Here is a 12,778-nt window from a genome sequence, read left to right on the forward strand (position 1 = left end):
TACCTTAAGACTTGATATTGTAAATATTTAGTTCAAAATTTGGATGTTAAAATCAAATCATAATCAACCTTGGAAATACAAGAACTCAATCAGCTAATCGAAGCCAAAAGCGAAGTTATTACCCGTCTTTCGAATGAAATCAATAAAACCATTATTGGGCAAGAAAAAATGGTCGAAAGTTTACTAATTGGTTTATTAGGCAATGGGCATATTTTGCTAGAAGGCGTTCCGGGATTAGCCAAGACATTAGCGATCAAAACTCTATCACAAGCAGTAGATGGCAGTTTTTCTCGTATTCAGTTTACGCCAGATTTGTTACCAGCAGATGTTGTTGGTACTTTGATTTACAATGTAAAAGAAAATGATTTTAGCATAAAAAAAGGACCAATTTTCGCCAACTTTATTCTTGCAGACGAGATTAATCGATCGCCCGCAAAAGTACAATCAGCTTTGCTAGAAGCCATGCAAGAGAAACAAGTAACAATTGGCGAAGAAACCTATTTACTAGACAATCCTTTTTTGGTAATGGCGACGCAAAACCCAGTAGAACAAGAAGGTACTTATCCTCTTCCCGAGGCACAAGTCGATCGTTTTATGCTAAAAACAGTGATTACGTATCCGAGCAAAAAAGCAGAACAAATGATTTTGCGGCATGCGATTCAGCAAACTTTTCCGAAGATAGAAAAGGTAATTTCTCTACAAGAAATTCTCGAAGCACGAGAAATCGTGAAGAAAGTTTATATGGACGAAAAAATAGAGAAATATATCCTCGATATTGTTTTTGCAACTCGTAAACCCGAAGAAGTCGGATTAAATAAATTGATCCCGATGATATCATTTGGTTCATCTCCGCGTGGATCGATAAATTTGGCTCAAGCAGCAAAAGTATACGCTTTCTTACACAAAAGAGCTTATGTGATTCCGGATGATGTTCGAGCGGTTTCTAAAGATGTTTTACGTCATCGAATCGGGCTTACTTACGAGGCAGAAGCAGAAAATATTACTCCAGAAGAAATTATCGATAATATTCTGAACGTAATTCCTGTTCCATAATAAATTATTTTTGGGATGGATGTAAATGAAATAATCAAACGTGTAAAACGTATTGAAATAAAAAGTCGTCGGAAAGCTTCTGATCTTTTTATGGGCGAATACAATAGTTCGTTTAAAGGAAGAGGTATGATTTTTTCTGAGATTCGGCCTTATCAATACGGTGATGATGTACGCAGTATAGATTGGAATAAAACTGCACGATATGATGAAGTTTATGTAAAAGTTTTCGAAGAAGAACGCGAGCAAACCCTCTACCTTATGGTCGATGTTTCGGGATCTGATTATTACGGGACTCGAAAACAAATAAAAATAGAAACCATTGCCGAGATTTGTGCTACTTTGGCATTTTCGGCAATTACTTACAACGATCGTGTGGGTTTGGTGCTGTATTCTGATCATATAGAAAAAATGATTCCACCCAAAAAAGGCAAACAACATGTTTTGCGAATTATCCGAGAATTGATAACCATCCAACCCAAAAGTAAACAAACCAATTTACAACAATCGTTAGAAGAGTTTATGCAAAAGATAAAAAGAAGAAATAATGTTTTTATTTTTTCAGATTTTATTGATGCATCGGAATACGAAAAACAAATTCGGATTCTGGCCAAAAAACATCAAGTCACCGGTCTTCGCATTTTTGACGAAAAGGAAACAGTTTTTCCCGATATTGGTTTGGTCAATATCCAAGATAGTGAAACGGGCGAAATTCGCTTAATTAATACCTCTTCTGCCGAAGTACGAAAAACATATCATCAATATTATCTAGATTTAGAACGTCGATTCGAGGCAATTTTCAAGAAAAATAATGCAGGTTTTCTCAAAATTAGATCCGATGAAGATTATGTAAAACCCTTGTTAAACTATTTCAAAACCCAAAAAAGATAATGAAAAAATTAGCCGCCTTTTATTTCTTTTTTAGTTTTTATATGGTTTTTGCACAGTTGCAAAGTAGGATCGATACGGCACGTATAAAAATAGGTGAACCGATCAAATTGCAGTTTCAGTTACCTATACAGACGAATGATCAAGTAGTTTTGCCAACTTTTAGTGATACACTTTCTTATCATATCGAAATTTTGCAACATCAACAGGATACGTTAACAAATTCGGCCGGAAAGAAAACCTTGCAACAAACGCTAGAAATTACAAGTTTCGAGCCTGGTCAATTTCTTATCAAACCGATTAAAATTATAAAAAATAATGATACGCTTCGTACCCAATCGTTTCAGATTTATGTGTTGGATGTCAATGTAGATACAGAAAATCCACAGCTTGCACCCAATAAACCGATCATGGAGGAATATTATACTTGGAAAGATTATTGGAATCGTTATTGGATATACGGTATCGTAACCTTAATTTTATTCATCATCGCCATTATACTTGTAGTTCTCTATATTCGTTCGAAAAGTAAAGGTCTGAAATCCATCGTTAAGAAAACACCTTTTGATGAAATGATGGACGAATTGAACTCGATTGATAAGAAAAAATATCTAGAAAGGAACGAACAAAAAGAGTTTTACAGTCGCTTGAGTTTTGCCCTGAAAAACTATATCGGTCGTTTGTACCATTTTCATGGTACCGAACTATTAACTGATGAATTGGTCGATGAAGTAGCTAAAAAAGAAGAAATTGATGAAAAAGAGGTACAACAGCTGAATCGTTTTTTATCGGATGCAGACTTGGTGAAATTTGCCAAACAAACATTTGATGTTTCTGTTGGTTTAAGTTATAGAGAATGGATAGAAAAATTTGTACAACAACTGAAACCCATGGAAATACCAGAAAATAAAGATCTCAATGTGGACGAAGTGACGGGTGAAAATTATAGAAAAATTAAGGATTAATGAGTAATTTCGAGTTTCAACATCCCTGGTTTCTTTTACTCTTGTTGCTTATTCCTTGTGCTATACTGTGGCAAGTATTTCGACAAAAAAAACAGAAACAAGCCATGATAATCAGCACATTGCGTGCTTTCGGAGGAGCAAAAAGTGCTTTGACACAATTGCGCCCTTTGTTGCCTATTCTGCGGTATTTGGCTTTGGCTTTGTGCATTGTAGCACTTGCTCGACCAAGAATTGTTGATGTTTCTACCAAAATAAAATCCGATAAAGGAGTTGATATAATGCTCACTGTCGACACATCATTGAGTATGTTGGCCCGAGACTTAGAGCCCGATCGCTTGACAGCTCTAAAAGCCGTAGCGGTGAAATTTTCAAAAGAAAGACAAGCCGATCGTTTGGGTCTTGTCTCCTATTCTGGCGAAGCGCTTACACGTGTCCCATTAACCACCGACCGAGAAGTTCTTATCCGTGAGATTAATGCTCTAGAATCGGGTGAATTAGAAGACGGTACCGCCATCGGGATTGGCTTGGCAACTGCTATCAATCATATCAAAGATAGTAAAGCAAAAAGTAAGGTTATTATTCTAATGACCGATGGTGTAGAAAGTATCAATCCGACCAACGATTTGATGTATATTTCTCCACAAACTGCTGCAGAAATGGCTACATCTCGAGGAATAAAAGTCTATACAATCGGGATAGGAACACGTGGTTTAGCTCCTTTTCCTACAGCCTACGATATGTACGGAAATTATATTTTTGATATGATGCCGGTCGATATTGACGAAAAATTATTGCAAAATATTGCCGATCTCACCGGTGGTCTATATTTTAGAGCTACGGATAATCAATCTCTACAAAAAATCTATCAAGAAATAGATCGATTAGAAAAATCAGAAATCAATGAAGTAAAATATTATAATTATACCGAATTATTTGCACGCTTTCTGATTCCTGCCCTTGTATTGTTACTGATAGAACTATTTTTACGTCGAACACTTTTTAAACAGTTAATCTAATGCAGTGGGGTGATATACAACAAGCTTGGTGGTTTTTGGCACTAATTGTTTTGGTTTATCTTTCGATCAATGTGTATCGTTGGCGAAAAAAAGTAAAAGCTTCTTTTGCCGATTCTCATTTGCAAAGGTTGATTTTTCCAGGTCATTCACCATCAAAATTTGGTCTGAAACTTTTGCTTTCTTGTCTTGGATTATTCTTACTTATCTTGGCACTTATGGATCCATTGGGTGGTGTAGAAGAAAGAGAAGTTAGCCGAGAAGGCATCGATATTGTATATCTTTTAGATGTTTCGACCAGTATGGATGCACAAGATGTTGCACCTAGCCGTTTAATGAAAGCTTCTCGCATTATCAGCCAATCCCTTAATTCGCTAGGAGGTGATAGAGCAGCCTTGGTAATTTTTGCAGCAGACGGTTACACCATTTCACCGCTTACCAATGATTATGCTGCAATCGATAGTTATCTTGGTAGTCTATCTACGAATTTGATTTCTAATCAAGGAACCGATTTTTCGGCTGCCTTTCGAGAAGCTGTTTCCGTTCTCAAAGGTGCACCCAATACCAGTAAATTAGTGGTACTTTTGTCCGATGGAGAAGATCATGAAAGTGGTGAAAATCAATCGATTAAATTAGCGAATGACAATCAGATTCATGTGGTTTCAATTGGGATAGGAACAGATAAAGGCGCACCAATTCCTGTACAATCCATGTATGGAGATGAGTATAAAACCGATCAATACGGGCGAACTGTCATTACCAAATTAGAAGAAAAAAATCTTGATAAAATTGCTAAACAAACCAACGGGATGTACCTCAGTAATGGGACGATAAATGAAGTTACACATCAGATAAATGAGTATAAAAAACGTTTGGATAAAACCCAAATATCACAATCATTCACCCACGATATGAAACACCTTTTTCAATGGTTTTTAGGATTTGCGATTTTGTTACTTTTTATAGAATTATTAACATCTGACTATAAGAAATTTAACGGAAAAAAAGAATAAGTTTGTAAAACAAAATGAGTTACACAATAAAAAAAATTAGCAGACTATTCTTTGCATTGTTTTTTTCGATTTCTTGGGCTCAAAACCAAACCAAGGACGATATTATTTTGGGCAACGAAGCTTTTGAAAAAGGAAACTATGAACAAGCTGAATTTAGATATAAGAAAGCAGCCACAGAGGAGCCCAACTCGGTAAAAGCCAATTATAATTTGGGCAATACTTTATTCGAACAAAAAAGGTACAAAGAAAGTATATCGCACTATAAAAAGTCGGCTCAACTAGCCCAAAACAAAATAGACAAACAGAAAGCTTATCACAATATGGGTAATGCCTATATGCAAGAAAAAGAATTTGCTAAAGCCTTAGAAAGTTATAAAGAAGCATTAAAAAATAATCCACGCGATGAGGATACACGGCATAATTATGCTTTGGCTAAAAAGATGTTAGAAGAAGAACAAGAAAAATCAAAACAAGAGAAAAATAACGAGAAGAAAGATCAAGATACTTCCAATCAAAATCAAAATTCTTCGTCTAATCCATCATCTAACCAAAAACAACAAAACGAACAAAAACAACAAAATTCTCCTCAGCAACTATCTCAAGAACAAGGAAAAAATCCGAAACAAGAAAAGAATAATGGGCAACAAGCTCAGAGTGGTGGCGATAAAGGTCATCAACGTGGTGAAGACGGCCAAGAATCACAGCAGATACATCAAGGGGAGGACGGTACTGGAAAAGAAAACCGAAATACACCCAATACAAGTCGTGGAGATGGTTTGCTAAAAGCACTGCAAAACCAAGAAGCGAATACTCAACGAAAATACATAGAACAAAAAGCAAAAAAAACAAGAAATAACGCCTCGAAGGATTGGTAATGAAGATGAAACTTTTCTATTTTACTATAGTATTAACTATGCTCTGGTCGAAAACTTGGGCACAAAATGTTACATTCAAATCTCAGGTGAGTTCGCAACAAGTTCGAGTAGGAGAACATTTCAAACTTGGTTTTTATTTGATTAGTGATAGCCGATCAATTTCAGTAGATTCACCAATCGATTATCCAAATCTGAAGAGTTTTCGTGTTTTAGATGAAACAAATGTGCGCAATTTTCAGGTTGTAAACGGTCAGATGCAATCTTCTTCTGGTTTGGAGTTGGTTTTGTTGGCCGAAAAAGAAGGGAATTATAGAATTGGTCCGGCAAAAGTTGTTATCGATGGTAGAACATATAGTACTCGCACTTTGGATATTACGGTGATAGAACGATCGAATGCGACAAATCAAGCAGCACACAATCAGGGTGTTTTTTTATCGTCGGAAGTAACCAAAAAAAATCCTTACGTCAATGAAGCAATCAATCTTTCGGTAAAATTATACGCAACCAATTACAATGCTTTCAATCGTGTTCGAAATTTCAAACCTGCAAATTTATCAGGTTTCGATGCCAAAACGATTCCCGATGAAGAAATGGGCGAACGCATGAAACAAGAAATGATCAACGGTCGATATTATATCTCAGAAGAATTGGTGCGGTATCTTCTTTTTCCGCAAGATGCAGGCAATCTAAAAATAGGATCATTTACGGCAGATCTATATATTTCGGGCTATTATGGTGCCGACCCTGTTAAATTATCATCCGAGCCTATTCATCTCAAAGTGAAAAGTTTGCCAGCCGGTAAACCCAAAAATTTTAGTGGAGCAGTAGGAAATTTTACTATGCAAACTACCATCGACAAAACGAATCTCAACCAAGAAGAAAGTGCAAATATAGCGATAGAAATTTCGGGGGAAGGAAATCTAAACAATATTGCTTTACCTAGTATACGAGGAAACGAACATTTAGAAATTTATCCACCACAAAAGCATGAAAATCTAAGCATTAGTTCGAAAGGTTACAAAGGAAAAATATCTGAAAAATTTGTAGTAATCCCGCAATATGGCGGTGAATATCACTTAGATCCGATAGAATTTTCGTACTTCAATCCTACGACTGAAAAGTACGTCACTTTAACCTCTAAAACCATAAAACTTGCCGTAAATGGGAATCCTGCACCGGTAAAAGTAGATTCGACTGCAAAGGTTGGGCAGGTGAATGATTATTTGGCTAATATTGGAAAAGAAAGTAGTACTTTGCCAACACTCACCGAAAAATTGCCCGAAAAAGTAGAAGAAATATCGGGTAATATTTGGATTTGGTTGTTAGGAGGTATTATGGTTTTGGTCGGAGGTATTGTTTGGTATAGAAAGAAAAACACTACCGAAAAAAATGAGAATATTCTAGAAGAGAAATCGAAAATACAATCACAGAAAAATAATCCGAAACCAGTTCTAAAATTAAATTGTAAAAAAGATCTACAAGAACTGAAAACTCTCGTGCATGAACCTATTTTTTATACTAAACAAGAAGAATTGTTGATGAAAATAGGACAAAATCTAACGCATTTAGACGTGGCTAATTTTACCGATCAGCGAGCCATTACGCTGATGAAAGAAGCACAAATCAGTGAAGATTTTATAGTAGAATGGCACCGATTACTTAGCAATGCACGACGAGCAAAATACGGCGCCATGAAAAACACCTCTGATAGTTTACAAGCCTTATCGGATACAGAGTCATTGATCCGTATGTATCAAGCTATTGGATAGAAATAGATTACTCATAGAAAACCACAATCTCTTGTAAATCAACATTTATCGACTACTTAAATACTCAAAAAGTTGCTTATGAATATAAAGGAACAAAATCCTAAAAAAGCTGTAGGGTATAAATATGTTGAAAATCATGCAAAAAATTAATTGTTTCGTGTATATTTACCCCGAAAAAGCAATAGAACTATGGAGGGAAATTGCTCTCTTTTCAACCAGTAAAACAGACTTATAGAAAAGAACCTCTTTTTTTAGTGGTTCTTTTTTTACGACACCACTACTCTATTATCTCCGCGTATTATTTCTACCGTTGGTGTTTTTTTCCTTCATAAGCAATGAAAACAATTTGGTAGGTTTATATCCCAATATTTCCGCCTAATCTATTTATAAGAAAATTGTTGGAAAAATTGGGTGGAAAATAATAGTAATGTAGCATTTACGAAACCCGTTGCAGTGAGCCACAATCGAATGGCTAAATTCTGAACAATCGATCAACTAATTCTTTTGAGTCCGAATAGTTGTTATGCTCAATAAATCTCTTATTTTTGTGATTCAAAAAGCACAATAAAAAAATGCAAATCTTCCAAGAATTATCATTAGAACAGATCGGTGCTACTTTTGCCGTTTTGTTTGCGGTTATCGATATTTTGGGTAGCATACCAATTATTGTCGATATCCGTTCGAAAGCAGGTCATATACAATCAGAAAAAGCAGCGATTGCTGCAGGTATTCTCCTTATTTCTTTTTTGTTTTTCGGGACTAAGATTCTCAGTCTTTTTAATGTCGATGTACAAGCCTTTGCTGTGGCCGGTGCGTTTGTTATTTTTGTGATTGCCTTAGAAATGATTTTGGGTATCGAAATCCAAAAAGGGGTCGAAGCGAGCTCTGCCTCTATCGTACCTATTGCTTTCCCGTTAGTTGCTGGAGCTGGATCATTGACTACGGTTTTATCTTTACGTTCGCAATATGAAGATGTTAATATCGTGATAGGTATTATATTAAATATGCTCGTCGTATATTTGGTGCTAAAATTTGCTGGGAAATTAGAGAAAGTTTTGGGCCCTGGCGTTTTGAGTATTCTGAAGAAAGTTTTTGGTGTTATTTTATTATCCATCGCAATAAAATTATTTACAACCAATATTGGCGCCCTATTTATAAATGAATTTAATATATGATGAAAAAGTTAATGTATGGTTTAATCCTTTTATTTGCTGCTGCAATAGGATTTAGTATTTATAAATTCGATTTTAAAATAAGTCTAATGGCCGAAGAAAACTTTCCATTTGCCGTAGGTGTTCTGGGAGGAATCTTAGGCATCCTTTTAGCGATTGTCTATCTTCGAGCAATTCGTCTTAATGAGCATTTGAAACAGAAACAAGCTTCTTCAAAATAACTTGCATAGCTTTCTCAATCTCGAGAAAGCTATTTTTATCTTTACTAAGATAGATAACCATCATTTCATACCGTAAAGGACTATTATCGAGTAGGGTTTTATTAAGACGATACGCCTCTCGTATTCTTCTTTTCATCTTATTGCGATCCACCGCTAATTTGAATCTTTTTTTACTGACACTTACTGCAAATTGATTTTTTTCTTGTTCGCTTACCCGATAAACAATTCGTAAAGGGTAGACCGAGTACGATCGTGAATCGGTAAACAAACGCTCGATTGCTTTACGACTTTTCAGTTTTTCATCTTTGCCAAAAGTTGCAGACATGGTAAGAGATAATTTTTTTTTCAAATGTAAGCAAAGCGAAATTTTAATCAAATGAGAAAATAGCTTATTAATGAAGAAAATTGTATATTTGTTAGGTATTAATATATAAAACAAGATAAGATGTATCCATCAGAAATAGTATTACCCATGAAAGAGCAATTGACTTCTCATGGGTTTAAAGATTTAACATCTGCGCAAGCGGTAGAAGAAGCATTACAACAACCAGGAACTACTCTGGTAATGGTCAATAGCGTTTGTGGGTGTGCAGCAGGGGCAGCAAGACCAGGAGTTATATTATCCTTAGATAACGAAAAAGTGCCTACTAACCTTACAACTGTTTTTGCTGGTTATGATATAGATGCTGTGGCCAAAGCACGCGAGCACTTTGCTCCATTCCCGCCAAGTTCACCGGCAATTGCACTTTTCAAAGATGGTGAATTGGTACATATGTTAGAGCGTCACCATATAGAAGGACACTCAGCAGAAGTTATCGCAGAAAATCTAAAATCTGCTTATAACGATTTTGTCTAATTCGTACCAAAAATGTTAAAATTTAAAGAAACCTTAGAAAAAATATGCTAAGGTTTTTTTATTTCATAATCTTTTTCTACATTAGCCTATAACAAATAAAAAATAACAGTTATGAAAAAAATCTTTACTCTTTTATCAGTTGCAGCTGTTTCAGTAGCTTTTGCACAAAAAATCAATGTAAACAAAGATCAATTGCAATCTTCTTATAACGAGGCAGGAACTCCAGATGCTGTATATAGCGACAATGGTTCGAAAGCTGAGCAATCTATCATCCAGTATTCTGATCCTCAGGTTTTCTCAGACTCTACACCTTTATGTCAATCTAGCACACCAGGAGAGCCAGTAAAAAACCACGATAGCCGTTTCTTTGATTTAACTACTGCCGGTATAGATGGTGACTTCAAAATTACTAAAGTAGAGTTTGCTACTTCTGTTTATAACGGAGTAACATTTGATGCTACAGTTGCTTTATTACCTTCAGGTGTTGATGTAACTGCTGATGAAATTCCGATGTCAATGGATGACCTTGTAGAGGATGCATACGGTAGTATTACTGTTCCAGCTGGACAAACAGCATGGCATACGATTGAGTTTTTTGAACCATATACCATCCCAGCAGGTTCTAAATTTGGTGCTGCAGTAGGGTATTCATTCGTTAATGGAGGTGACTCAAGAGCTTGGTTTGGTAACAACGATAAACCACAAACAGCACATTCTTATATCGGATGGCCAGGGTCTGAGTGTGTTACCGACGAGGGTGCAATAAGCCTTGCTTCTTTAGGTTTCCCAGATGTTTCTTGGTTATTACACGTAACTGGTGAAACTAGTTTAGGAACTGTAGAATTAGGAAGCTCTAAATTACGAGTAGGAGTATCTGGTAATGAATTAAAAATTGAATTAGAGAATAATTTAAAAATTGCTAAAGTAGAAATTGCTGATGTTTCAGGTCGTGTTATCCCTGTAAAAGTTGCTTTAGACGGAAAAGTAAATATCTCTAACTTATCAAAAGGAGTTTACTTTGTACGTGTACAAGACAACAACGGTGTAACTCGTATTTCTAAATTCGTAAAATAATTTTTATACATAACCATAAGAAAGGCTGATGTTTCACATCGGCCTTTTTTATTTTATATCATTAATTCTTATTTTTGTTAAAATATAAAGCTGTATGAAAATAGTGGTTGTAGGTGTTACCGGAATGGTCGGACAAATAATGTTAGCAGTCCTAGAAGAAAGAAATTTCCCAATAACCGAATTGATTCCTGTTGCTTCTGCTCGTTCGGTAGGAAATACTGTAAACTTCAAAGGAGAAGAAATTCCGATCGTGTCGATTGAAGAGGCTATAGAAAAAAGAGCTGCTATTGCTTTGTTCTCTGCAGGAGGCGATGTTTCTTTAAAATGGGCACCTTTCTTCGCAGAAAAAGGAATTACCGTAATAGACAACTCATCAGCTTTCCGAATGGATAAAAAAGTTCCCTTGATTGTACCAGAAATCAATGCAGATATTCTGACCAAGAACGATAAAATCATCGCCAACCCTAATTGTTCTACCATTCAACTAGTAATGGTACTCAATCCACTTCATAAAAAATACGGAATAAAGCGAGTTATAGTTTCCACCTATCAATCGGTTACCGGAACCGGTAAAGAGGCAGTAGATCAATTAGAAGGAGAAATAAAAGGAGAAAAAACAGCCATGGTTTATCCTTACCAAATCTTCAAAAATGCATTACCGCATTGCGATGTTTTTGATGAAGAAACAGCTTATACCAAAGAAGAATTAAAACTCACTCGAGAACCTAAGAAAATTATGCGTATACCAGAGCTCAAAATTACTGCAACTGCTGTGCGAGTTCCCGTGCAAGGCGGACATTCTGAGTCGGTGAACATCGAGTTTGAAAATGATTTTGATTTGGCCGATGTACGGCGAATTTTATCACAAGAAGATGGAGTAGTGGTACAAGATAATCCAGAAACTAATATCTATCCTATGGCACTGTTTTCTGAAGGGAAAGATGAGGTTTTTGTCGGTAGAATTCGTAGAGATTACTCTCAGCCCAATACTCTTAATTGTTGGATTGTTGCTGATAACTTGCGCAAAGGAGCCGCGACCAACACTGTCCAGATAGCCGAATATTTATTGAAAAATAATTTAGTCTAGAATCTACACAAAAAGAACTTTTCTTCTTTCTACCCATTGAAAATAAATCAACTGGCTAAACAGTCGATCAGTATCTAGTAATTTTCAAAATCAACACTATCGAAAGCAAAAAAACTCAATAAATAACCCGAGAAAGTTGCCAATAGAACGATTTTTTTTATTATAACTGAATAAGTATTCAGAACTTTAACAAATAATTGAGGCAATTAAAACAACCAAGAGCGTATTTTTCGCATCTAAACGATAAGTAAGAAATATATTTTGAACGAGAAACAAATGATAAAGGCTTGCATCAATCATGATTCTAAAGCACAAAAAATGCTTTATGAAAAATATGATGCACGATTTTTTGGAGTTTGTAAACGATATTTTTCTAATATTCATCAAGCCGAAGATGCTTTGGTAAAAGGATTCTTAAGAGTTTTTCAGAATTTAGAATCTTATCGATTTCAGGGAAGTTTTGAAGGTTGGATGCATCGTATTTTTGTAAATGAATGCCTGATGGAATTGCGTAAAAACAAGGCAATTATGGTAGATTATGATCAATCTATCGAAGCCAAAACACTAATAGCAACCGAAAATACATCACTCGAAGAACAGGATATCATGCAAACTTTGTTTCTCTTGCCAGAAGGCTGCCGATTGGTTTTTACTCTTTTTGTATTAGAAGGGTATAAACACAAAGAAATTGCTCAAATCTTGGAAATATCAGAAGGAACTTCTAAATCGCAGCTCAATCTAGCCAAAACAAAGCTAAAAGAGCTATTGAGCAAACAAACTAAGTAAATGTAAAAT

14 protein-coding genes are annotated in these 12,778 nt (G+C 35.6%); 13 read left to right on the top strand and 1 reads right to left on the bottom strand.

Features of this window, described 5'->3' with window-relative positions:
• Positions 1-69 precede the first annotated feature (69 nt).
• From WEEVI_RS05250 to WEEVI_RS05290, 9 genes are all read left to right on the top strand, one after another.
• Complete coding sequence (locus WEEVI_RS05250; protein WP_013598119.1) at positions 70-1,053, top strand: AAA family ATPase; 984 nt, start codon at positions 70-72, stop codon at positions 1,051-1,053.
• 15 nt (positions 1,054-1,068) lie between these two features.
• Complete coding sequence (locus tag WEEVI_RS05255; protein WP_013598120.1) at positions 1,069-1,941, top strand: DUF58 domain-containing protein; 873 nt, start codon at positions 1,069-1,071, stop codon at positions 1,939-1,941.
• The gene (locus tag WEEVI_RS05260; protein ID WP_013598121.1) at positions 1,941-2,903 is read left to right on the top strand and encodes a BatD family protein; all 963 of its coding nucleotides are present in this window, start codon (positions 1,941-1,943) and stop codon (positions 2,901-2,903) included. The genes WEEVI_RS05255 and WEEVI_RS05260 overlap by 1 nt, the downstream gene beginning before the upstream one ends.
• Entirely contained in the window at positions 2,903-3,919 is a 1,017-nt protein-coding gene (locus WEEVI_RS05265) for a vWA domain-containing protein (protein ID WP_013598122.1), read from the top strand. The genes WEEVI_RS05260 and WEEVI_RS05265 overlap by 1 nt, the downstream gene beginning before the upstream one ends.
• Positions 3,919-4,929 carry a VWA domain-containing protein gene (locus tag WEEVI_RS05270; RefSeq protein WP_013598123.1) on the top strand — a complete coding sequence of 337 codons (1,011 nt, stop codon included), beginning with the start codon at positions 3,919-3,921 and terminating at the stop codon, positions 4,927-4,929. The genes WEEVI_RS05265 and WEEVI_RS05270 overlap by 1 nt, the downstream gene beginning before the upstream one ends.
• Positions 4,930-4,943: 14 nt before the next feature.
• Complete coding sequence (locus WEEVI_RS05275) at positions 4,944-5,804, top strand: tetratricopeptide repeat protein (protein WP_013598124.1); 861 nt, start codon at positions 4,944-4,946, stop codon at positions 5,802-5,804.
• 38 nt (positions 5,805-5,842) lie between these two features.
• Entirely contained in the window at positions 5,843-7,573 is a 1,731-nt protein-coding gene (locus tag WEEVI_RS05280; protein WP_041942092.1) for a BatD family protein, read from the top strand.
• 572 nt (positions 7,574-8,145) lie between these two features.
• Positions 8,146-8,748, top strand: a complete 603-nt coding sequence (locus WEEVI_RS05285; RefSeq protein ID WP_013598126.1) for a MarC family protein — start codon at positions 8,146-8,148, stop codon at positions 8,746-8,748.
• A complete protein-coding gene (locus WEEVI_RS05290; protein WP_013598127.1) occupies positions 8,745-8,966 on the top strand; it encodes a hypothetical protein in 222 nt (73 codons plus the stop codon). The genes WEEVI_RS05285 and WEEVI_RS05290 overlap by 4 nt, the downstream gene beginning before the upstream one ends.
• Here WEEVI_RS05290 and rnpA read toward each other — a convergent pair.
• Positions 8,926-9,291, bottom strand: a complete 366-nt coding sequence (gene rnpA / locus WEEVI_RS05295; protein WP_013598128.1) for a ribonuclease P protein component — start codon at positions 9,289-9,291, stop codon at positions 8,926-8,928. The genes WEEVI_RS05290 and rnpA overlap by 41 nt on opposite strands.
• Positions 9,292-9,411: 120 nt before the next feature.
• Between rnpA and WEEVI_RS05300 the strand changes: the two genes are divergently transcribed.
• From WEEVI_RS05300 to WEEVI_RS05315, 4 genes are all read left to right on the top strand, one after another.
• Complete coding sequence (locus WEEVI_RS05300; protein ID WP_013598129.1) at positions 9,412-9,822, top strand: BrxA/BrxB family bacilliredoxin; 411 nt, start codon at positions 9,412-9,414, stop codon at positions 9,820-9,822.
• 111 nt (positions 9,823-9,933) lie between these two features.
• Positions 9,934-10,896 carry a T9SS type A sorting domain-containing protein gene (locus tag WEEVI_RS05305; RefSeq protein WP_013598130.1) on the top strand — a complete coding sequence of 321 codons (963 nt, stop codon included), beginning with the start codon at positions 9,934-9,936 and terminating at the stop codon, positions 10,894-10,896.
• A gap of 94 nt (positions 10,897-10,990) precedes the next feature.
• Positions 10,991-11,983 carry an aspartate-semialdehyde dehydrogenase gene (locus WEEVI_RS05310; RefSeq protein WP_013598131.1) on the top strand — a complete coding sequence of 331 codons (993 nt, stop codon included), beginning with the start codon at positions 10,991-10,993 and terminating at the stop codon, positions 11,981-11,983.
• 261 nt (positions 11,984-12,244) lie between these two features.
• Positions 12,245-12,769, top strand: coding sequence for an RNA polymerase sigma factor (locus WEEVI_RS05315; RefSeq protein ID WP_013598132.1), 525 nt, complete (start codon positions 12,245-12,247; stop codon positions 12,767-12,769).
• Positions 12,770-12,778: the final 9 nt, after the last annotated feature.

This window comes from Weeksella virosa DSM 16922 (assembly GCF_000189415.1).
GTDB classification, from domain to species: domain Bacteria; phylum Bacteroidota; class Bacteroidia; order Flavobacteriales; family Weeksellaceae; genus Weeksella; species Weeksella virosa.

Excerpts from the sequence above, each read along its gene's own strand:
- WEEVI_RS05270 (WP_013598123.1), top strand. The coding sequence starts at position 3,919 with ATGCAGTGGGGTGATATACAACAAGCTTGGTGGTTTTTGGCACTAATT.
- WEEVI_RS05280 (WP_041942092.1), top strand. The coding sequence starts at position 5,843 with ATGCTCTGGTCGAAAACTTGGGCACAAAATGTTACATTCAAATCTCAG.
- WEEVI_RS05290 (WP_013598127.1), top strand. The coding sequence starts at position 8,745 with ATGATGAAAAAGTTAATGTATGGTTTAATCCTTTTATTTGCTGCTGCA.
- WEEVI_RS05275 (WP_013598124.1), top strand. The coding sequence starts at position 4,944 with ATGAGTTACACAATAAAAAAAATTAGCAGACTATTCTTTGCATTGTTT.
- WEEVI_RS05285 (WP_013598126.1), top strand. The coding sequence starts at position 8,146 with ATGCAAATCTTCCAAGAATTATCATTAGAACAGATCGGTGCTACTTTT.
- rnpA (WP_013598128.1), bottom strand. The coding sequence starts at position 9,291 with ATGTCTGCAACTTTTGGCAAAGATGAAAAACTGAAAAGTCGTAAAGCA.
- WEEVI_RS05265 (WP_013598122.1), top strand. The coding sequence starts at position 2,903 with ATGAGTAATTTCGAGTTTCAACATCCCTGGTTTCTTTTACTCTTGTTG.
- WEEVI_RS05305 (WP_013598130.1), top strand. The coding sequence starts at position 9,934 with ATGAAAAAAATCTTTACTCTTTTATCAGTTGCAGCTGTTTCAGTAGCT.
- WEEVI_RS05260 (WP_013598121.1), top strand. The coding sequence starts at position 1,941 with ATGAAAAAATTAGCCGCCTTTTATTTCTTTTTTAGTTTTTATATGGTT.
- WEEVI_RS05255 (WP_013598120.1), top strand. The coding sequence starts at position 1,069 with ATGGATGTAAATGAAATAATCAAACGTGTAAAACGTATTGAAATAAAA.
- WEEVI_RS05310 (WP_013598131.1), top strand. The coding sequence starts at position 10,991 with ATGAAAATAGTGGTTGTAGGTGTTACCGGAATGGTCGGACAAATAATG.
- WEEVI_RS05300 (WP_013598129.1), top strand. The coding sequence starts at position 9,412 with ATGTATCCATCAGAAATAGTATTACCCATGAAAGAGCAATTGACTTCT.